Origin of the sequence: Pseudomonas sp. RAC1 (assembly GCF_030658255.1) — a bacterium.
Taxonomy (GTDB): Bacteria; Pseudomonadota; Gammaproteobacteria; order Pseudomonadales; family Pseudomonadaceae; genus Aquipseudomonas; species Aquipseudomonas boreofloridensis.
Map to the genome: position 1 here is coordinate 57,015 of NZ_JAUTXS020000025.1, position 20,166 is coordinate 77,180.

The window sequence follows — 20,166 nt, forward strand, 5'->3', positions numbered from 1 at the left end:
CGTCGGCCCTATCGAGGTGTTCGACAGGTTGTCGGATGAGCGTTGCGTGCAGCATTGCCACCGGTCAGGGTCCGTACGGAGGCGGCAGGCTGGCCCGAACGGGAATGGCTAAATCGCCAGGCGTGGGGGAAGGCGTAGGGATAGCTGACGTAGTTCATGGTGTTGTCCTCAGAAGTACTGAACGAATGTAGAAGCCGTTAAACGCAAAACCCCCGGTCGGGGGGCCGACCGGGGGTTTGAGTAGTCTCATGTTCGGCGGCCCCTCGAAGGTGGGCGCCGGGTGGGTATCGGCGCCTAGTGGCTAAACCAATACCCAAAATAGGAGCAGGCCGCGACATCACGACCGGCAACGGCCAGCACAGGGCGCACGAGACGTCCGGCGGTGATGGCGTGATTGCAGGTGTGTTTCGACATGTTGCTCTCCAATGAATGAAACCGAGCTTACTGCAGCGCTGCGCGGTGTTCAATCGGTAAATGCTATCGGGGTGATTGCACGCGGCGTTCAGGCACCCGCGTGCGTATCGGGTGCCTGAGGTGAGGGGCTGTCAGACCGCATAGTGCTTGAGTTCCCGCGCGATCAGCATGCGCTGGATCTCGCTCGATCCTTCGTAGATCTGGGTGATTCGCGCATCCCGGTAGTACTTCTCGACCGGATAGTCCTCCAGATACCCGTACCCGCCATGCACCTGAATCGCCATTGAGCACACCCGTTCGGCCATTTCCGAGGCGAACAGCTTGGCTTGCGAGGCCTCCGACAGGCAGGGTTTGCCCGCACTGCGCAGGCGCGCTGCATGCAGGATCAGCAGCCGTGCGGCGTTGAGCTGCACCTGCATGTCGGCCAACAGGTTGGCGATGCTCTGGTGCTCGTTGATCGGCTTGCCGAACTGGATACGCTCGCGCGAATAGGTGAGCGCGGCTTCGAAGGCCGCGCGGGCGATGCCCAGGGCCTGGGCGGCGATGCCGATGCGTCCGCCTTCGAGGTTGGACAAGGCGATGGCCAGGCCCTTGCCGCGCTCGCCCAGCCGGTTGGCCTCGGGGATACGGCAGGCGTCGAGGGTCACGGCGCAGGTGTCGGAGGCGCGGATGCCCATCTTGTGTTCGCTGCGGTCGACCTTGAAGCCGGGGTTGTCGGTCTCCACCAGGAAGGCCGACAGGCCCTTCTTGCCCAACTGCGGATCGGTGACGGCGAAGACGATGGCCAGTCCCGCGCGCTTGGCGTTGCTGACGAACTGTTTGGCCCCGTCGATGACCCAATGGCCGTCGACCCACTCGGCGCGGGTGCGCAGGTTATGGGCTTCGGAGCCGGCCTGGGGCTCGGTCAGGCAGAAGCAGCCGATCACCTCGCCGCTGGCCAGGCGTGGCAGCCACTGCTGCTGTTGTTCGGGCGTGCCATAGGCCAGCAGCGGACCGCAGCCCACCGAGTTGTGGATGCTCATCAGCGCGCCGATGGCGCCGTCGCCGGCAGAGATTTCCTCGACAGCCAGGGCGTAGGCCACGTAGTCGGTGTAGCTGCCGCCGAAGGTGTCGGGCACCACCATGCCGAGCAGGCCCAGCTCGCCCATGGCGCGTACCACGGCGTCATCGATCCAGCCGGCCTTCTCCCAGGCCTGTGCATGGGGTGCGATCTCGCCGCGCGCGAAGTCGCGGGCCATGTCGCGGATCATGATCTGCTCTTCGCTCAGTTCCAGGTCTTGCATGCTACGACTCCCGGCTCACAGGCCTTCGAAGAATTGATCGACCCGCTGGCTGGACAGCGCGGCGAGGGTCGGTGGGTTCCAGCGCGGCTGCTTGTCCTTGTCGACGATCAAGGCGCGCACCCCTTCGACGATGTCGCCGTGGGCGAACCACTGGCGGTCCAGGTGCAGCTCCATGGCGAAGCAGTCTTCCAGGCTGCGGTGGCGACCACGACGCAGCATCTCCAGCGTCACCGCCATGGCCAGCGGCGAGCGGGTTTCCAGCAGGTCGGCGGTGCCGTGCGCCCACTGCTGGCTATCGCCGATGCGCACGCTGCGCAGTTGTTCGAAGATGCTGAGCAGGTCGGGCTGGCCGAAGTAGTGATCGATCACCGGGCGCAGGCGTGCCAGTGGCGCATCCTCAAGGGTTTGGGTGCCCAGTTTGGCCAGCAGACCTTGCAGGTCCTTGAGCGGATGACTGCCGAAATTCAACGCGTCCAGGCCCTGGTCCAGGGTGCTGAGCCGGTCGCTGGCCAGATACCAGTCCGCCAGCCCGCAATACAGGGCATCAGCGGCCTGAACCTGCGTGCCGCTGACCCCCAGGTAGGTACCCAGCTCACCCGGAATGCGCGACAGGAAGTAGCTGCCGCCGACATCCGGGAAGTAACCGATACCGACTTCTGGCATGCCCAGCCGGCTGCGCTCGGTGACGATGCGCAGGTCGGCGCCTTGGGCCAGACCCATGCCACCACCGAGGGTGAAACCGTCCATGATCACCAGGACCGGCTTGCGGTAGTGGTGAATGCACAGGTCGAGTGCGTACTCCTCGACGAAGAAGCGCTCGTGCAGGTCGCTGCCGGCCTTGTAGCTGTCATGCAGCGAGCGGATGTCGCCGCCGGCACAGAAGCCTTTCGGGCCTTCGCCGCGTAGCACCACCGCCTTGATCCGTGGGTCTTGCGCCCAGGTCTGGAGGTGCTGGTGGAGGCTGCGCACCATATCCAAGGTCAGGGCGTTGAGGCCGCTGGGACGGTTGAGGGTGAGGTGGCCGATATGGTTGCGGACATCGGCCAGCACATGATCGGTGGACGGAAGTGGAGCGTGGACGGTCATCGCGTTCTCCCTGCTTTGTTATTGATTTTCCATGTGAAGTCTGGAAATACGCTGGAGGATCGAGGGATCCTGCCATGCATATTTACCCGGCACAATCGACAAATGTGCAGCAGTCGGGTGCATTTTTGCGTCAGGGGCGGGTCCTGAATAGGACCGCAAGGGCAGGGCGATGGCTTGCTTGAAAGGTGCGCGCTAGTGAAGATGATGTGACGTTGCAGCGGCATTGCACCGCTGCGACGTCGCTCGCTCGAACAGGAATCAGTGACGGTCCAGCCACACGGTTTGTACGTTGCAGAACTCACGCACGCCGAAGTGCGACAGTTCACGGCCGAACCCGCTTTTCTTGACACCGCCGAACGCCACGCGGGGGTCGGAGGCGCAATAGCCGTTGATGAACACCGCGCCGGTGTCCAGCGCAGGAATCATGCGCTCGGCCAGGGCCAGATCGGCGGTGTAGATCGTCGAAGCCAGACCGAAATCGCTGTCGTTGGCCAGTTCCACCGCGTGCTGCGCATCGCGAGCACGGGTGATCGCGGCCACCGGGCCGAATAATTCCTGCCTGAAGGCCGTCATGTCCGGGGTGACGTCGCCGAGTACCGTGGGGGCGTAGAAGTTCGCCGCACCGTCGAGCTTGTGGCCGCCGAGCAGCAGTGTAGCGCCTTCGGCCAGGGTGGCCTGGACTTGCCCGTCGAGTTCGTCGCGCAGGTCGAAGCGCGCCATCGGGCCGATGTAGGTGTCGTCGTCCAGCGGATTGCCGAGCTGCAGCGCACGGGTGGCGGCGACGAACTTCTCGCTGAACGCCTCGACGATGCTGTCTTCGATGATGAAGCGCTTGGCCGCCGCGCAGACTTGCCCGGTGTTCTGGTAGCGGCCGATCACCGCAGCCTTGACCGCTTCGTCCAGGTCGGCATCGGCCAGCACGATGAAGGGGTCCGACCCACCGAGTTCCAGCACGCACTTCTTCAACGCGGCGCCGGCCTGGGCGCCGATGGCCATGCCGGCGCGCACGCTGCCGGTGAGGGTCACGGCGGCGATACGTGGGTCGTTGATCGCACGGGTCACGCCGTCGGGGGTGACGTTGATCACCTCGAACACGCCCTGCGGCAGACCCGCCAGATTGAACAGTTCAGCCAGCAGATAGGCGCTGCCCATGACGTTCGGTGCATGCTTGAGCACATAGGTGTTGCCCGCCAGCAAGGCCGGCACGGCGCCGCGCAAGACCTGCCAGATCGGGAAGTTCCAGGGCATCACCGCCAGAATCGGGCCCAACGGACGGTACTCGATGCGCGCCTTCTCCACGTGCGTGGCCTCAGGGGCGAGCATGGCCGGACCGTGCTCGGCATACCACTGGCACAGGCCGACGCACTTGCTCACTTCGCCCCGCGCCTGAGCGATCGGCTTGCCGATTTCGCGGGCAATCATCTGGGCGAAGGCTTCGTGACGGCTCTGCAAGGCCTCGGCCAGGGCACGCAGGTAAGCGCTGCGTTGCGCCAGCGATACTTGGCGCCATTGAGTGTATCCGTGCTTGGCCCGCTGCAAGGCTGCGTCCAGTGCGGGCTCGGTGTCGTACGGGTAGACGCCGATCTGCTCGCCGGTGAAGGGATCGACGGAAATGGCATGGGTCAGGCTGCTAATGGCACTCATGGCTGTTCCTCTTGTTGTCCTGGACGGTGTCGTTTCGACTGAGGCCAGACTAAAAGCGTATCGATTTGATGAAAACTGAATAATACTGAGCGAATCATTCACGAATGGAGAAAGGCCGTGGACCTGGTGCAACTGGAGATGTTCAAGGCAGTCGCCGAGCACGGCAGCATCAGCGCCGCGGCTCAACAAATTCATCGAGTACCGTCGAACCTGACCACTCGCATCAAGCAATTGGAAGAAGACTTGGGCGTGGCGTTGTTCATCCGCGAGAAAAGCCGATTGCGGCTGTCACCGGCAGGCTGGAATTTTCTCGACTACACCCGGCGGATCCTGGATTTGGTACAGGAGGCCCGCGCCACGGTCGCCGGGGAGGATCCGCAGGGCACCTTCGCCCTCGGTTCTTTGGAAAGCACGGCGGCGGTGCGCATTCCGGCACTGCTGGCGGCCTACAACCAGCGCTATCCGAAGGTCGACCTGGACCTGTCCACCGGGCCGTCGGGGACCATGCTCGAAGGGGTATTGTCCGGACGCCTGGTGGCGGCCTTCGTCGATGGCCCGGTATTGCACCCGACGTTGGAAGGCATTGCGGTCTTCGAAGAGGAAATGATGGTCATCGCGCCGTTGAACCACGCGCCGATCGGTCGTGCCCAAGATGTCAACGGCCAGAACATCTATGCCTTTCGTGCCAACTGCTCCTATCGCCATCACTTCGAAAGCTGGTTCGTCAAAGACCACGCGGTGCCAGGCAAGATCCATGAGATGGAGTCCTACCACGGCATGCTCGCCTGCGTCAGCGCCGGGGCCGGTCTGGCGTTGATGCCGCGTAGCATGCTCGACAGCATGCCAGGGGCGAGCACCATCAGCGCCTGGCCGTTGTGTGAGGATTTTCGCTACCTCAAGACCTGGCTGGTGTGGCGTCGCGGTACCGTATCGCGAAGCTTGAGCATGTTCATCCGGCTGTTGGAAGAGCAGACGAACAGGTGAGATTGGCCAAAATCGATGTCTTGCTAACATTTTTTTCACAAAATAGTGGCAAATGACTTTCATCTTGGCGTCGGCGTGCTAATAATCGCCGATGTATTACTACTTGTGTCCCAGATGGGATGTCGTGGGCACAGGCGCAGAGTAGAGGGGCACAACCCCAATTGTTGCAGGCCGCCCACCATCGACTGCCTGTCCGTGAAGTCCACCTGGAGTAGTCATTAATGAAGAACCGTCTCGTCACCTCGTTGGCCGTGGCAGTGCTGGCGCTGGCCGGTACGCAATTGGCACAGGCCGCCCAAGTGTCGGGCGCCGTGGGCGTCACCAGTCAGGGCGACATGACCTATCGCCTGGGCATGTCCTTCGATTGGGACAAGAAATGGCTGCAAAGCAGCGTCGGTCACGTCAGCGGTTACTGGGACGCCGGCTACACCTACTGGGAAGGCGGTGACTACAGCGGCGCGCACTCGCTGTCGTTCAGCCCGGTGTTCACCTATGAATTCGGCGACTCGGGCTACGTGCCGTTCATCGAAGCCGGTGTCGGTGTCGCCGTGTTCTCTAAAACCGACGTGGGCGATCAGAAGCTGGGTTCAGCGTTCAACTTCGAAGACCGTATCGGTTTCGGCGTGAAGCTGCCGGGTCAGCAGAAGGTTGGCATCCGTGCTACGCACTACTCCAACGCCGGTATCAAGCAGCCTAACGACGGTATCGAGTCGTATGCGCTGTTCTACAGCGCCGCGTTCTAAGCGCTGAGCGCTGCACCGCCGGCGTCAAGTTGGCGGTGCAGTTCGGGCAAGCGGCCCGTTTCTTCCTCACGTAGGCTCAGTGCTTGCGCCGCAACAGCAGGATGAAGAACACGCCACCGATGGCCGCTGTGGCGATGCCGATCGGCAAGTCCTGCGGGGCGATCAGCGTCCGCGCGCCCACATCCACCCAGATCATGAACAGCGCGCCGAGCAGGGCGCAGGCGGGCAGTAGCCGCCGATGTTCCGCGCCTACCAGACGCCGCGCCATGTGCGGCAGCATCAGGCCGACGAAGCCGATGGCGCCGGACAGCGACACCAGCACTCCGGTCAGCAGCGCCGTGCCGACGAACACCCGAGCCCGCACCGCGCGGGTATCGAAACCCAGGCTCACGGCGGTTTGCTCGCCGCTCATCAGCGCATTGAGCGCCCGCGCCTGGCTCATCAGCAGCGCGAACCCGGCCAGCACGCAGAGCGCCGGCAGCCACAGCAACGACCACTGCGCCAAGCCCAGCCCGCCGAGCATCCAGAACATCACCGACGCTGCGGCATGAGGATCACCGGTGTACAGCAGCAGGTTGGCCGTGGCCATCACGACGAACGACACCGCGACCCCCGCCAACAGTAGGCGATCACTTTCCAGTCGGCCGCCCCGGCTGGCTACCCCGAGCACCAGCAGCATGCTGCCCAGTGCGCCGATGAACGCCGCCAGCGGCAAGCTGAAGACCCCGGCAAAAGGGCCGAGAAACAGCACCACCAGGACTGCGCCGAACACCGCGCCGGCACTCACGCCCAGCAGGTGCGGGTCGGCCAGCGGATTGCGGGTCACCGCCTGCAGTGCGCCGCCCACCAGCGCCAGGCCTGCGCCGACCAACGCGCCCAACAGCACGCGTGGCGCGCGAATCTGCCAGACGATCTGCGCCTGGCCACGGCTCCAGTCTCCCGACTCGGCCAAGCCGACGTGGTGCAGGACGATACCCAGCACCTTGCCCAGTGCCACCTGGGCCGAGCCAAAGCCCAGCGAGAGCAGACTCGACAGCAGCAGCATGGCCAGCAGCGCCAGCATCAGCAGGCGATAGCGTGCGCTGTTGCGAATCGGCATCACCGCTGGGCCTCGGCGAACAACTCAGGATGCAGGGCCTTGGCCAAGATCTCGATCGCCTCGGCGTTTTGAACCGACGGCGTGACCTGCAGGTAGGACAGCACCACGAAGCGCTGCTTGCGGATGGCCTCGACGCTGGCCAGCGCCGGCTGGGCGAGCAGGAAGTCGCGTTTCTGCTGCCAGGTCGTCGGGCCATAGTCGACGATGACGATCACCTGAGGGTCGCGCTCTACCACACTCTCCCAATTCACATGGGTCCAACTGGCGGCCAGATCGTCCATGACGTTGTCCCCTCCCGCGGCATCGATCAGCGCCTGCGGCATTCCCAGGCGACCGGACGTCATCGGCCGGTCCTCGCCGCTGTCATAGAGGAACACCCGCGCACGCTGAGGTGCGTGGGCGGTACGTTGCGCCACCTGCTCAATGCGCTGGCGCATGTGCTGCACCAGGGCAGCGGCGCGCTCGCGGACATCGAAAATCCGTCCCAGGTTGTCCAGGTCACGGTAAAGGTCATCGAGACTGGCGTGACGCTGAGGCATGATCCAGGAGCAGGACTCGCTCAGCTCGTACACCGGTATATCGAAAGGCGCCAGGGTCTGTGGCGTGACCGGACCGCCGATGCGCATGCCGTAGGCCCAGCCGGCGAAGAAGAAGTCGGTATCGGCATCGAGCAGGTTTTCGACCGAGACATAGCGCGGGGCAAGTTCCGGCAAGCCGTCGAGCGCCTGGCGCAGGCTCGGATCCAGCGTCTTCCAGCCGCTGATGCCGCTGTAGCCGGCCATGTGATCGCGCAGTCCCAGTGCCAGCAGCATGCCGGTGAGGTTGATGTCATGGCTGACCGCGCGTTGCGGTGCGTGATCGAAGGTCACGTCGCGGTCGCAACTGCGAACGGTCACCGGGTAAGGCGCCGCCTGAGCGGCGAGGGGCAGGGCGGCCAGCAGGGCCAGGCAGGCGAACAACGCTTTCATGCGGGACTGATCCAAGTGATGCGTGGATGGGGCGCCAAGGGGTGGCAGTCGACCAACGCGCGCACACCGAAGACCTCGGCCAGGCATTGCTCGGTGAGCACCTGCTGCGGTGTGCCGTGGGCCACTACGCGGCCGGCGTCGAGCACGTACAACCGATCGCAGAAGGCGGCAGCCAGGTTGAGGTCGTGGAAACTGGCCAGCAGGCTCAGGCCGGTGCCGCGCAGTTGTTGCAGCAGGGCCAGTTGGAAGCGGGGATCCAGGTGATTGGTGGGCTCGTCGAGGATCAGCAGCCTCGGCTGCTGCACCAGTGCGCGGGCCAGCAATACCCGTTGTTTTTCACCACCGGACAGGCACGTGAAGGCGTCCAATGCGCGGGGCAGCAGGCCCAGGCGGTCCAGCGTGATGTCGATCAGCGCGGTATCGGCGTCGCCATCGAACCAGCCCTGGTGCGGTGTTCGGCCCATGGCCACCACGTCGCGCACGCTAAGCCCGAAGTCTTCGGGAAATTCCTGCAGCATCACGGCGATGCGCTGGGCAGCCCAGCGCGGCGTGCGCTGCCAGATGTCTTCACCTTCGAGTCGTACCTGGCCGGCATCGGGCCGGCTGAAGCGGTAGGCACACCGCAGCAGGCTGGTCTTGCCGCTGCCGTTGGGGCCGATCAGGCCGACGAACTCGCCAGGACCAACGTGCAGATCGATGTTGTCCAGCAATGGCCGTGGCGCGCCGTGAGGCGACCAGTGCAGCGCGTGGAGATGCAGGGTAGGGCAGGACATGCACGAGCCGACCATCGCGGAATTGAAGATTCCCCTACGGCGCAGGTGCACGCGGGTGACGCGCGCAGACGCTCGCGAAAACCGGCCAGTGCCCGCCCGCCGCGGGAGTTGCCAATAGCTGCAGCAGGCCGGTCTCCGGGCTTGCGAGGAACCTGAGACATTCACCTTCCCATGCCCTGGGCACAGTGGTGTATCGAATGCCTCGCTCGCCTACCGTTGCGGGGGCAGCGCCGGACTGCTCGCCAAGGGCGAGGCACCGGCTTCCCGTTTAATCCCCGACGCGGCGGCCGGGGACACCTGAAACAAGGGGCGCATCTGAGCATTTATGTCGGCCATGCGTCAACCGATCCGGCGCGCCTGGATCTTAAGGCCATGTGCCCGGCATTGGACGTGCTCGAGGGCGTGCGCTGGGTCGACCAAGGCGCCTTGGTCACCTCGGCCGGCATCAGCGCCGGTATCGACATGAGCCTGCACTTGGTCGAGCGTCTTCACAGCCGAGCCTTGGCCGAGCGCACGGCCCGGCAGATGGCGTTCGACTGGACCGAGAACCCCTGAACAGCGCCAGGGCTGGCATGAACAGATTTCATTAATCGTTTCAGGATGTGTCCGGCATACTCCAGACGGTGAAGTGCACAACACCAAGAAGATTTACGCTGGAGAACCGTCTATGCCTGCGTCACCTCACGCCGCTCGGTCCAAAGCCGCTGCGGTGTTTCGCGTCACCTCGGGTAACTTCCTCGAACAATTCGACTTTTTCCTGTTCGGCTTCTATGCCACCCAGATCGCGGGGGCCTTCTTCCCGGCCTCCAGCGAGTTCGCGTCCTTGATGATGACCTTCGCCGTCTTCGGTGCAGGCTTTCTCATGCGCCCGCTGGGCGCCATCGTCCTGGGGGCCTACATCGACGACGTCGGTCGGCGCAAAGGCCTGATCGTGACGCTGTCGATCATGGCCAGTGGCACGCTGCTGATCGTGCTGGTGCCCGGCTTTGCCACCATTGGCTACTGGGCGCCGCTGCTGGTGCTGATCGGGCGGTTGCTGCAAGGCTTCTCCGCCGGGGCTGAGCTGGGCGGTGTCTCGGTCTATCTCGCCGAAATGGCCACACCCGGCAAAAAGGGCTTCTACACCAGTTGGCAGTCTGGCAGTCAGCAGGTGGCAATCATCGTTGCCGCCGCCTTGGGTTATGCCTTGAACCAGTCGCTGCAGCCCTTGCAGATCAGCGAGTGGGGCTGGCGCATACCGTTCGCCGTGGCGTGCCTGATCATTCCCTTCATCTTTTTCCTGCGCCGCAACCTGCAAGAAACGCAAGCCTTCGAAAACCGCAGCCATCGCCCGACCATGAAGCAGGTGATCGCCACACTCGGCCAGAACTGGGGCGTGGTGGTGGGCGGCATGCTGATGGTGGCGATGACCACCAGCGCGTTCTACCTCATCACGGTGTATGCGCCGACCTTCGGCAAGACCGTTCTCAACCTGAGCACCACCGATGCCTTGTTGGCGACGCTGCTGGTCGGGGTGTCGAACTTCTTCTGGCTGCCGATTGGCGGCACGCTCAGCGACCGCTTCGGACGCAAGCCGATGCTCATCGCCATGACCGTACTGACCGTGTTCACGGCTTATCCGGCGCTTTCCTACCTGGCGCAAGCGGCGAGCTTCGCGCACATGCTCGAAGTGCTGCTGTGGTTCTCGTTCCTGTACGCGATGTACAACGGCGCGATGATCCCCGCGCTGACCGAAATCATGCCCGAAGATGTGAAGGTGGCGGGGTTCTCGCTGGCCTATAGCCTGGCGACGGCGCTGTTCGGCGGCTTCACCCCAGCGATGTCGACCTGGCTGATTCATGAGACTGGCGACAAGGCCGCGCCCGCGTACTGGGTGACCTTCGCCGCGCTGTGCGCGTTGAGCGCAACGCTGGTGCTGTACCGCAAGATGGCGGTGCGCGGCCGGTTCGCCGCGCCGTAAGTGCCGATGCTGGCTGAGCCGGTCACTCAGTCAGCAAAGGGGCGGCCACGGCCCTGAGCCGTGTCTTCTCCTCATCCAAGACCAGCGCTGTCTCGGCGCGTTTGACCAGCAGTGCCGCGTGCAACCGGCACTGCGTGCCGAAGCGGGCGGAGTCGATTTCGGTCAAGCTGATCAAGGCCTTGATCATGCGAATGTCGATTTCCAGCAGGCCCGCGCCGTCACGAGCGATCAAGGTGAAGAAGTCGTCGAACAGGTCGTGTACCTCAACGCAGCGCACATGCACGCGCCGGCAGTGTTCGTCGATATCATCGGTGTCGGCGGGCTGAAGTGCCCATTTAGAGAAACAGCGCACCCCGCGCCCCATCACATCGATGACCGTACCGGAGTCATTGGTGGCCGGGGACAGGGCGCGCGAGGCGATCTCTGCCAGCACCGACAGGCCGAAACGCGGGTCTTGATCGAAGGTGCGGCGCAGCCCCACGGTGATCGCGTGGCGCAGTTCGGTTTCCAGGTCGCTGCTGGCTGAGGACGTGTTGAGCAGGCGTGCCAGGGGCGCACCCAGGTGGACAAAGCTGCCAGGCAGTACCTCGAGGTAGATCTCGACGTCATGCCGCTTGGCAACCACCGCGAGCGCGCTCACATCGATGTGCTGGACATAGCCGGTGTCCACGCTGACGATCGTCATTGCCTGCGCGGGCAGGTCGAAGTCGACGGGGTAGGGGGCGGCCCCCATGAACGGCCAGCGGGCGCGCTGCTCAAGGGCTGCGAGGGTCGCGCGCTCGACCCGGTCGATGGTTTCACCGACTCTGCCGAGCGTGGACAAGTGGTCGATCCAGCGCAGCAGGGTGTAGATGATCAACACGATCATGACCAGGGTCACGGCGAACAACACGACCCGGCCTTGCGCGCCGTAAGCACCGGTACTCAGCGCGATGATGCCGACCAGACTGAACAGGAACGATCCAATGAACGTCGCAAGGGCGTTCTGGGTGGTGGAGTCCTCCATCACCAGGGTGGTCGCCCGGGGTGTGACGCCATTGCTGGCGGCGCTGTAGGCGGAGACCACGGTGCTCAGTGAAAAGGTGGTGACCGCCAGCATGCTCGAAGCGATGATGCCCAGGATCTTGTCGACCGAATCGGCGCCGATTTTCGCCGGTAGCGTGGGGGGTACGAAATCGCGCAAGGTGATGGCGAGCAGCGCGGTGATCACGCCTGTCAACGAGAACAACGTGGCACGGAACCACAGTCGCTTGGTCATTTGACCCAAGGCCCAGCGCCATCGAGCGATCATCGTTTTTACCTGCGCAGTTGAAGAACGGCGCGCCCTGTACAGAGATTGGCGCAGTGCCTGGTTGAGTGGTGCGGGGCGCTGAAAGTTTTATTGGGGATGGGCTGTTCTTCATGCTGAAACGATGGGGTCAATCGGCACAGGCACCCAAGTGCTCCAGCAAGCTTTGCATGGCTGGCGACAATGTCAGCCACTCTCGGTAGACCACACACAATTGGCGGCGTGCCCACTCATCCTCGATAGCCAAGGTCGAGTATGAGTGGCGTCGTCGATGTCGAGCAGCGATGCACTGAGGCAAGATTGCCACTCCGATCCCCCGGTTGACCATCGTGCACAGTCCATCGAAGGTCTTCATCTGGATGCGCAGCGTCAATCGACGGCCAAGGGCCTTGGCTTGATCCTCAAGGTGATCCTGCAGGGCATTACCCGAAGCCAGGCCGACAAATATCTCATTGACCACTTCAAAAAAATGCACTGCTTTGCGCGTGGCGAGCGGGTGAGTGGCGGGCACGATGAGTACGAGGTGGTCCCGTGCAATTGGGCGAACACACAGGTCCGCAGCGTTGGATGAATCTGACACGATGCCCGCTTCGATCAACCCAGCGGTGACCCCTTGCACGATCTCTGCGCTGGTTCGCTCGCGCAAGTCCATATGCAGGTGTGGCCGGGCAGCCAGCCAATCGGCAAGTCTCGGGGGAAGGAAATGGGTCAGTGCTGCCGTGTTCGCGTACAAGGCCAGTGTGCCGTGAGCACCCGATGCAAATCCCCTGAGCTCACCTTTCAGAACGGCTTGTTGTTGCAGTATGAGCCGAGCATGGTGGGCAACCGCTTCGCCCGCCTGGGTTGCAGTGACGCCGCGTGCATGGCGCTCCAGGAGAGCAACCCCTGCATCGGCCTCCATGCTACGCAGTCGCTCACTGGCCGATGCCAAGGCCAGGTTGGCCGACAGCGCGCCTTGCGTGATGCTGCCGGCGTCGAGCACACAGAGAAAAAGACGAAGGTCGGCTAGATCGAATCGCATCAACGTCTCCTCAACCCTTCGGACTGCCCGAAGGGTAGCGGAAAAAGTCCTGATTGTGCGCACCGGGTGCGATGGCCTTCAATCGAGGGATGAACGAGACCTATTTTTTAGTGGTGATGCTGACGCTGACTTTCATCGCCGCAGGGGCAGTGAAAGGCGTCACAGGTATGGGGTTGCCCACTGTCGCGATGGGATTGCTCGGCACCGCGATGCCACCGTCCGCCGCTGCCGCACTGTTGATCATTCCGTCATTGGCGACCAATGTCTGGCAGTGCGTATCCGGGCCAGGGACCTACCACTTGATACGTCGCTTATGGCCCATGCAGGCTGCCATTGCCGTGGGAACGCTGCCGGCAGCGGCATTGCTTGTCTCCGTCAATCCGGCATGGTCTGGGTTTGCCTTGGGTATTGCGCTGCTCATCTACGCGCTTTATGCCCTGTTCGCCACACCCTTCGTTGTTTCCCAGCGTGCCGAACGCTATCTCTCGCCGGTCATAGGTCTAGTAACGGGCGCCATCACCGGCGCTACGGGTGTGTTCGTAATGCCGGCGGTTCCGTATTTACAGTCGTTGCGGTTGGAAAGAGACGAATTGGTGCAGGCGCTTGGGTTGTCCTTTACCACCTCGACGGTGGCGTTGGCTGCGGGGTTGCTGCTGCATGGCGGTCTGAAATTCGAGCAGGTGGGTCTTTCGACGCTGGCTGTCATTCCTGCGTTGATGGGCCTGTTCGTTGGGCAGTCCATTCGGACGCGGATCAGTCCGAAGCGTTTCAAGCAGTGCTTTTTGATCTTTCTGGCAGTGCTGGGTCTGGAGTTGGCCTCGCGGCCTTTTTTGTGATGCCAACGAGGCCGGTCCCGATCACGGCTGCACGGCGGTCTCCCACAGCACCGGCCAATCGGCATCGTTCAAGCCCATGCAGGCACTCATCTGCGCGGCATGACTGAGCACGAAACGTTCACCGTCATAGCGCCAGCGTGTCGTTACGCCGCAGCCACCCATGCCGTTGGCCAACTGCAGACTGGTCAACTCGCCCGTTGCCCTATCGAATTGGACGCTGCCGTCGGGAGCCAGGTCAGGCAACTGGGCGATCGTCTGGAAGGGGGCTGGACGAACCTGTTCCGGGTGCGCCAGGGGCATCAGGTACAGCCGATAATCGCAGTTGTAGGCGCTGCAGCCGGTCTGCACGATCAATAGCGCTTGTTCGTCCGTCAGCGCATAAACCTTCCCGGTGGGCTCGTCGCCTTCGATGACATCTTGCTGCCAGTCGGCGCGGCTCGCAGCCATGGCAGTGTCCAGTAGCTGCTGCGTGTGCGTGGCACTCAGGGAGGACGGAGCGGTCCAGGCCGGCAACGTGGGCGTGGGCGGGGCCGGCGGTACGTCGCTGGCCGGCGCGTCTCCCGGCCGCGCGAGCGCGGTGACGGTACCGATCCGGCCCTGCACCTCATCCATCAACAACAGCGCAGCGGTCATGCCGATCAGTGAGGCGCTCGAGGGGCCATCCGAGGTGCTGAAGGCCAACTGCCTGGCGTTGCGCAGTGCGTGGATGAAGGTCAGGGCATCCGCACCGCTCGCACTGCGCAGTTCAGGTACCTCGGTCACGTCGAAGTCTGCGCGCTTGCGCTCGACCAGCGGCATGCGCAGCGATTCGTAGTCGATCAGCGGATCGCCATGTAGGTCGTTGTAGCTGAAGACGCTGATGTGCAACGCGTCATCAGGCCCGGCCTTGCGCACGATGCGCAGTGGAAAATACAACTCACCGAGCTCGGCGCTGGCAGGCCGGGTGGAGACGGCGGTGCAGGTGCGCACGTTGTCGCAGGTGACGTTCCAGTCCTTGATGTCTCGGGACAGCGGCGGCGAGTCGGCAGCATGGCCGGTAGAGGCGATCAGGCAGGTCAGCAGGGCGAGAAGACGGCGCATGGTCGGGGCGTGCGAATGGAGTGGGGAGCAGGGATTAACGCATGAACCGGTGTGGCAAGCAGCCTGGGTGAGCGATTGGCACAAGAATGAGGGGAGGGGTCACAGTCAAAATAGTCGCAGCCCGTCGACCGGATGGGTCTCGGTGTTTTCACGCCCTCGGCTCTCCAGGCTATGGGCCAGCCCCGGAGGCTGTGATAATGGTGGCAATCACGAGGACTCTGCGATGCTGACCATTTCGAATACCGTGCATCTGCCCGATGCCGAGATCGAACTCACTTATATTCGTGCACAAGGCGCCGGTGGGCAGAACGTCAACAAGGTGTCCAGTGCCGTACACCTGCGTTTCGACATCCGCGCCTCGTCCTTGCCCGAATTCTACAAGGAGCGCCTGCTGGCACTGCGTGACAGTCGCATCACCGGCGAGGGCGTGTTGATCATCAAGGCCCAGCAGTACCGAACCCAAGAGCAGAACCGTGCCGATGCATTGACGCGTCTTGCCGAGCTGATCGTGTCTGCGGGCAAGACCGAGAAGAAACGCCGCCCCACCAAGCCGACGCTGGGTTCCAAGACCCGTCGCCTGGATGGCAAGGCCAGGCGCAGTACGGTCAAGGCGGGTCGGGGCAAAGTGGATTTCTAATCCTGCGCACGGCAGATCGGGTTTCAGTGCGCGCTCGGGATCGCTCGGGACGCGATACAGGCAACGCCCGAGCAAGCCCTGCTTTTTACCGCCACACGGATGCCCGCCTCATCAAGCGATGGCATCCAGCATCCGATACCAGGTTATCCCCGCGCCCAGGTACAAACGCTGGAGGCTGTGGAAGGGGATCGGATCCACGCGTGTAACGGGAAACGGTAAAGCCTGGGTCGTGCCGAGAATGCGTTGCGACAGGTGCTTGGCCAGCGTGGTGGACATGGCGATCCCCCAGCCGTTGTAACCCAGCAGAATGCTCAAACCTGGCTCATGTTCCTGCACGTGCGGGAGGAGGTCCCGGGTCAGACGCTGGAAGTGGAACCGCGGTGCCTGGGGATCGACGAGATTCTTGATTTGGTGCCGGGGACGCGTTAGGCCGTGTGGGCGTAGTGATGTTGCAGGAAGTGAGGAAGGGCGACGCCCCCTATACCGGAGGCGTCGCAGCCTGCACTGACGCCCGTTACTCGCGGAACAGCCGCTCGTGAATCCAGCCATTGTTCGTCAATACGAAGGCGCGCTTTTCGCGAATGGGTTTTTCCTGGCTGGCAACCATGCGTTTGACGTCGCTATTGACGTTCATCAACGCCGGAGTGGAGGCCCACTTGGGCAGATCGTCGACCTTGTAGGTGTAGGTCACCTCAGAAATCCGGTGGCCCATCATGTCCCCAGGCTCGCTGAACTGCTCAATCTTGTCGACCTTTGCGCGGCCGATGCACAGGCCTGGAATGACGGTGCCATCAGGCTTCGTACGCGCGTCATCTTTGAGGTACTTGCGGCCTTCGTCAGTGAGTTCGTACCGATATTTGATTTCGGTATGGGCTTTCTGAAAGATGTTTTCGGGATAGTCTTTGCGAGACGTCTCCACGGCTGTCAGCACGCCGACCTCGGCCAAGGCATTCAAGGTCTTGTTAGTGCCGTAGACGTCGAACTCCTGGGTGTTCATCGGGAACGTCGATGTGACCAGGCACTCTGGATAGGCCTTGTCGAGCCAGGCCTGCGCGGCTTTTTCGAAGTTTTCCTCGGAGGCTTTCTTGGGGTCCGAGCAGCCGACGAGTGCGGTGGTGAGGATGGCTAAAGGGAATAGCATGGTGCGCATTGCGGAGCGTCCTTGTCAGTTGGGGTGGACCGGCATCCTGCCAGTGACTGGAATACCGGATGCGGGGTTGGAGAGATTTGGGCGGTGATGGTTCCGTGGGGACGGGAAAGATCTGGTTCTAGGCACAGTTGAGCGCGAACTTGTTTACTTCGTGCCGCCGCGTTTGGTTGACGCTGGTAGATAACTAAACTAAATGAATATTTAGTGTAGTTATTAAGTTTTTCTCATTTTATAGGGGTAGGGTAGCTCAGGACTTACGGAGAGTTTTGATGCAGCAGCCCCTTACGCCTTGGATGATCGAAAGCACTTACTGCTATTTATCGGGAGGCCGCCGAATATTCACTAATCGGGCACGACATGAGGGCTGTCGCCTAGGAAAATGCCGCAATCGGCATGGATATTTTGCTGAACGCTTTCTGGCTCGGCCCAATGGCAACCATGACCAAGTCAATAAAACCTATGACCTTGACGCCACATTGATAAATCACGCGCATCGTAAAGCAGTAGCGCACCGGCAAGATTGCTGCTGATCGGACATGAGCCGACAAACTCGATCTGCTCACGCTTTTTCATGCAGTACCTGCAGAAAACCGTATACGCCTTCGGAGAGCGTTACCGTAACGTCTTCGCCAACGCTCGGTATCCATACAAGGCCAACTCGTTGAAAGGCTACAGCGATATGTTGGTTTACCTCCTGGGCTAGATGATTGAGATCGTTGTAAGGTGGTATCGCGAGCAAGGCTGCCGTGATCCATTGATTGTTTACTACGGCATGGCGCCTGCGGATCTTCAAGCCATGGCAGCCAGGCAAGCCGATCCGTCCTGAGCCTGGCGCCCAATCTGGTCAACCCGAGGCCTGGTAGCCCCACACGAATATACGCATAATGTATATTATGTTAAATTACATAATGACCGCCTAGTAAAGACGACTTCTCTGATGGGTTCGCCTCAAGGCATGCGTTAACGTGCCCGTCCAATTTCGGCCCAATCAAAGGACAGTCCGTGCCCAATACCACTCCAGTTACCACCTATGCCCCTGACCAGCCAGACCAGAGCATCCCCCCGCAGACAACCGAAGACCGCCCGTTCTATGTCGTTTCCAGAGGTAAATTCCTTACGCTCTGGATTCTTTCATTTGGCATGTACCAGCTCTACTGGGCTTTCGCGAACTGGAAGCAACTCGAGCGCAGTACCGGCGAAAAGCTGTGGCCGATAGCTCGCGCACTGTTCTCGGTGTTTTTCACTCATTCCCTTTACCGTGAGGCCGATACTCACCTCAAGCGTAATGGCAGTGATTTTCGGTGGAATCCCATGAAACTAGCGACCCTCTTCGTGATCGTCATGCTAATCGCTACGTTAGCCGAAGTTTTGTCGAGCCATAACATTGGTCTCCCCATTGTTGAACTACTGAACCTAGGGCTGCTGCCGGTCACTGGCTGGGTCACTTGGCTAGGCCAGCGTGGACTGAACGCTGCTGCTGGCGACCTCGAAGGTCGCAGCAATGCGCAGTTCACGCCTCTAAACTATGGGTTCATGATGCTTGGTACGCTGTTGCTGGCGCTGGCGTGCTTAGGGCTAATCCTGCCTGCGGAGTGATCACTTAAGTTAGTCAATTGACGGGGGCTGAACTCTTCACCCCCCGTTCCCGCCAGACGCGTCCCCAGACGATCGAACGTGTTTCTCACTGGCCCACAGGCGAGCATAGTTCGATCAGCACCGCTCGGACAGCGCACGTACGACACCATCTGTCCCCAGCTCTCGTCACTCGGTCTCACCGCCTCATGAGCTTTAGCGCTGTTTGCAAAGGGCAAATCCTGCGCTGGCTCCGTGAGGTAACGGCTGTTCGCCTTTCCCCATTCAGTGCGTGCGTCAGAAATACCTCTGTCAAGAACCCGACGGAAGGCACCTCCAAAGCCTCAAGTCCAGGGGCACAGGGCAGATAACCCCTCTATCGTTAAATCCGAAACATCTTCCAAGGACGGAACCATGACCCAGCGTCACTCCCCCCTCCTCCCCGCTCCCGCCCAGCCGCGTTTTCTCTGGTTCGCCCTGATCCCTGTACTGCCCGCAGTGGTGTGGCTGCTCACGCAATCCACCTCCACGGCCAACCTGCTGGCCTGTGCGGTGCTCGTGCTGACCGGCCTGGGCGTCGGCGTCTTGAGCGCGAAATCCCAGGCCGAGGCGATTCGCCGCGCGCAGGCATTCGCGCTGGATCAAGCCACGGCGCAGGCAACGCAGGCCAACACGGCTTCGCGTGCCCAGCTCGACGAGGTGCTGCTCGGCGCAATGCCGATCTGGGCCAAGCAGGTGGAAAGCTCGCGTCAGCAGACCGAAGAAGCGATCGTCTCCCTGGCCAACCGCTTTACCGGCATCGCCCAGCGCCTGCAAGACACCGTGCAGGCCTCGCAGCACGCCGCCGGCGAACTGGATGGGCAAAGCGCCGAAGGCGCGCTCAAGGTGCTAGCGCGTAGCGACAGCGAACTGAGCCAGGTCATCGACTCGCTCAAGGCCACGCAGACCAGCCGCGACCAGACCCTGTCCCAGGTCCGCAGCCTGACCGCCTACACGGGTGAGCTGCGCACCATGGCCGCCGATGTCGCCGCGATCGCGGCGCAAACCAACCTGCTAGCCCTTAATGCAGCCATCGAAGCCGCGCGTGCCGGTGAGGCCGGGCGCGGCTTCGCGGTGGTGGCCGACGCCGTGCGCAGTCTATCGAGCAAGTCCAGCGAAACCGGTCAGCAGATGTCGGCCAAGGTCGACATTATCAACAACGCCATCACCCAGCTCGTTCAGGCCGCGTCCAACAGCGCCGAGCAGGACGGTCTCTCGGTGAGCGAATCCGAGCACAGCATCCAGCAGGTGCTCGAACGCTTTCAGAGCATCACCGGGCGCCTGGCCGAATCGGCCGACCTGCTCAAGCAGGAAAGCTACGGCATCCGCGACGAGATGACCGAGGTGCTGGTCAACCTGCAGTTCCAGGACCGTGTCAGCCAGATCCTCAGTCATGTGCGCGACAACATGCACGATTTGCACGAACACCTGCAGCAAGCCAGCCAGGCGCCGGACCAGGCCGTGGCGGTCGATGCCCGCCAGTGGTTGGCGCGCATGGAGGCCACCTACGCCACCGACGAACAACGCCGCAACCACCATGGCAACGCGGCCGAACAGCAGCATTCCCAAGACATCACCTTCTTTTAGGA

General features: G+C 62.3%; 18 protein-coding genes, 2 pseudogenes and 1 riboswitch. Of the genes and pseudogenes, 8 read left to right on the plus strand and 12 right to left on the minus strand.

Going from position 1 to position 20,166, the window contains the following annotated elements:
- Positions 1–545 precede the first annotated feature (545 nt).
- From Q7C30_RS07320 to Q7C30_RS07330, 3 genes are all read right to left on the minus strand, one after another.
- Positions 546–1,697, minus strand: a complete 1,152-nt coding sequence (locus Q7C30_RS07320) for an acyl-CoA dehydrogenase family protein (RefSeq protein ID WP_317871128.1) — start codon at positions 1,695–1,697, stop codon at positions 546–548.
- 15 nt (positions 1,698–1,712) lie between these two features.
- Positions 1,713–2,783 carry an enoyl-CoA hydratase/isomerase family protein gene (locus tag Q7C30_RS07325; protein WP_317871129.1) on the minus strand — a complete coding sequence of 357 codons (1,071 nt, stop codon included), beginning with the start codon at positions 2,781–2,783 and terminating at the stop codon, positions 1,713–1,715.
- Positions 2,784–3,041: 258 nt separating this feature from the next.
- A complete protein-coding gene (locus Q7C30_RS07330) occupies positions 3,042–4,427 on the minus strand; it encodes an aldehyde dehydrogenase family protein (protein WP_317871130.1) in 1,386 nt (461 codons plus the stop codon).
- Between the two features lie 117 nt (positions 4,428–4,544).
- On the opposite strand from Q7C30_RS07330, the gene Q7C30_RS07335 reads away from it, so the two are divergent.
- Both Q7C30_RS07335 and Q7C30_RS07340 read left to right on the plus strand, forming a co-directional pair.
- Positions 4,545–5,411 (plus strand): LysR family transcriptional regulator, encoded by an 867-nt coding sequence (locus Q7C30_RS07335; RefSeq protein ID WP_317871131.1) that lies wholly within the window; start codon positions 4,545–4,547, stop codon positions 5,409–5,411.
- Positions 5,412–5,632: 221 nt separating this feature from the next.
- The gene (locus Q7C30_RS07340) at positions 5,633–6,154 is read left to right on the plus strand and encodes an acyloxyacyl hydrolase (protein ID WP_317871132.1); all 522 of its coding nucleotides are present in this window, start codon (positions 5,633–5,635) and stop codon (positions 6,152–6,154) included.
- Between the two features lie 76 nt (positions 6,155–6,230).
- Here Q7C30_RS07340 and Q7C30_RS07345 read toward each other — a convergent pair whose 3' ends face one another.
- From Q7C30_RS07345 to Q7C30_RS07355, 3 genes are read right to left on the minus strand one after another with little or no spacing between them, the layout of a single operon-like run.
- Entirely contained in the window at positions 6,231–7,253 is a 1,023-nt protein-coding gene (locus Q7C30_RS07345; protein WP_317871133.1) for an iron ABC transporter permease, read from the minus strand.
- Positions 7,253–8,221, minus strand: a complete 969-nt coding sequence (locus Q7C30_RS07350) for an ABC transporter substrate-binding protein (RefSeq protein WP_317871134.1) — start codon at positions 8,219–8,221, stop codon at positions 7,253–7,255. Before Q7C30_RS07350 ends, Q7C30_RS07345 begins: the two co-directional genes overlap by 1 nt.
- Positions 8,218–8,994 carry an ABC transporter ATP-binding protein gene (locus Q7C30_RS07355; RefSeq protein WP_317871135.1) on the minus strand — a complete coding sequence of 259 codons (777 nt, stop codon included), beginning with the start codon at positions 8,992–8,994 and terminating at the stop codon, positions 8,218–8,220. The genes Q7C30_RS07350 and Q7C30_RS07355 overlap by 4 nt, the downstream gene beginning before the upstream one ends.
- A gap of 108 nt (positions 8,995–9,102) precedes the next feature.
- Positions 9,103–9,310: riboswitch (cobalamin riboswitch) on the minus strand.
- A 44-nt stretch (positions 9,311–9,354) separates the two neighbouring features.
- Here Q7C30_RS07355 and Q7C30_RS07360 point away from each other — a divergent pair.
- Positions 9,355–9,549, plus strand: a pseudogene (locus Q7C30_RS07360) (DJ-1/PfpI family protein); the annotation flags it as partial.
- 112 nt (positions 9,550–9,661) lie between these two features.
- Positions 9,662–10,954, plus strand: a complete 1,293-nt coding sequence (locus Q7C30_RS07365) for an MFS transporter (protein ID WP_317871136.1) — start codon at positions 9,662–9,664, stop codon at positions 10,952–10,954.
- A 22-nt stretch (positions 10,955–10,976) separates the two neighbouring features.
- Here Q7C30_RS07365 and Q7C30_RS07370 read toward each other — a convergent pair whose 3' ends face one another.
- Complete coding sequence (locus tag Q7C30_RS07370; RefSeq protein WP_317871137.1) at positions 10,977–12,245, minus strand: DUF2254 domain-containing protein; 1,269 nt, start codon at positions 12,243–12,245, stop codon at positions 10,977–10,979.
- A 127-nt stretch (positions 12,246–12,372) separates the two neighbouring features.
- Positions 12,373–13,263, minus strand: coding sequence for a LysR family transcriptional regulator (locus tag Q7C30_RS07375; RefSeq protein ID WP_317871138.1), 891 nt, complete (start codon positions 13,261–13,263; stop codon positions 12,373–12,375).
- A gap of 89 nt (positions 13,264–13,352) precedes the next feature.
- Here Q7C30_RS07375 and Q7C30_RS07380 point away from each other — a divergent pair, with 89 nt between their 5' ends.
- Entirely contained in the window at positions 13,353–14,099 is a 747-nt protein-coding gene (locus tag Q7C30_RS07380; protein ID WP_317871139.1) for a sulfite exporter TauE/SafE family protein, read from the plus strand.
- Between the two features lie 21 nt (positions 14,100–14,120).
- Here the strand turns inward: Q7C30_RS07380 and Q7C30_RS07385 are convergent, their stop codons facing one another.
- Complete coding sequence (locus Q7C30_RS07385; RefSeq protein ID WP_317871140.1) at positions 14,121–15,179, minus strand: DUF1176 domain-containing protein; 1,059 nt, start codon at positions 15,177–15,179, stop codon at positions 14,121–14,123.
- 223 nt (positions 15,180–15,402) lie between these two features.
- Here Q7C30_RS07385 and arfB point away from each other — a divergent pair, with 223 nt between their 5' ends.
- Positions 15,403–15,816 (plus strand): alternative ribosome rescue aminoacyl-tRNA hydrolase ArfB, encoded by a 414-nt coding sequence (arfB, locus tag Q7C30_RS07390; RefSeq protein WP_317871141.1) that lies wholly within the window; start codon positions 15,403–15,405, stop codon positions 15,814–15,816.
- A gap of 111 nt (positions 15,817–15,927) precedes the next feature.
- On the opposite strand, the pseudogene Q7C30_RS07395 reads toward arfB, so the two are convergent.
- The 3 genes and pseudogenes from Q7C30_RS07395 to Q7C30_RS07405 all read right to left on the minus strand — a co-directional run.
- Positions 15,928–16,161: pseudogene (locus Q7C30_RS07395) on the minus strand (FAD-dependent oxidoreductase); the annotation flags it as partial.
- 169 nt (positions 16,162–16,330) lie between these two features.
- Positions 16,331–16,966: a hypothetical protein gene (locus Q7C30_RS07400; protein WP_317871142.1), complete on the minus strand. Its 636-nt coding sequence runs from the start codon at positions 16,964–16,966 to the stop codon at positions 16,331–16,333.
- Positions 16,967–17,413: 447 nt separating this feature from the next.
- The gene (locus Q7C30_RS07405) at positions 17,414–17,539 is read right to left on the minus strand and encodes a hypothetical protein (RefSeq protein ID WP_317871143.1); all 126 of its coding nucleotides are present in this window, start codon (positions 17,537–17,539) and stop codon (positions 17,414–17,416) included.
- Positions 17,540–17,968: 429 nt separating this feature from the next.
- Between Q7C30_RS07405 and Q7C30_RS07410 the strand changes: the two genes are divergently transcribed.
- Together Q7C30_RS07410 and Q7C30_RS07415 are read left to right on the plus strand one after the other, a co-directional pair.
- Positions 17,969–18,562: a hypothetical protein gene (locus Q7C30_RS07410; protein ID WP_317871144.1), complete on the plus strand. Its 594-nt coding sequence runs from the start codon at positions 17,969–17,971 to the stop codon at positions 18,560–18,562.
- Positions 18,563–18,952: 390 nt separating this feature from the next.
- Positions 18,953–20,164: a methyl-accepting chemotaxis protein gene (locus Q7C30_RS07415; RefSeq protein WP_317871145.1), complete on the plus strand. Its 1,212-nt coding sequence runs from the start codon at positions 18,953–18,955 to the stop codon at positions 20,162–20,164.
- Positions 20,165–20,166 lie beyond the last annotated feature (2 nt).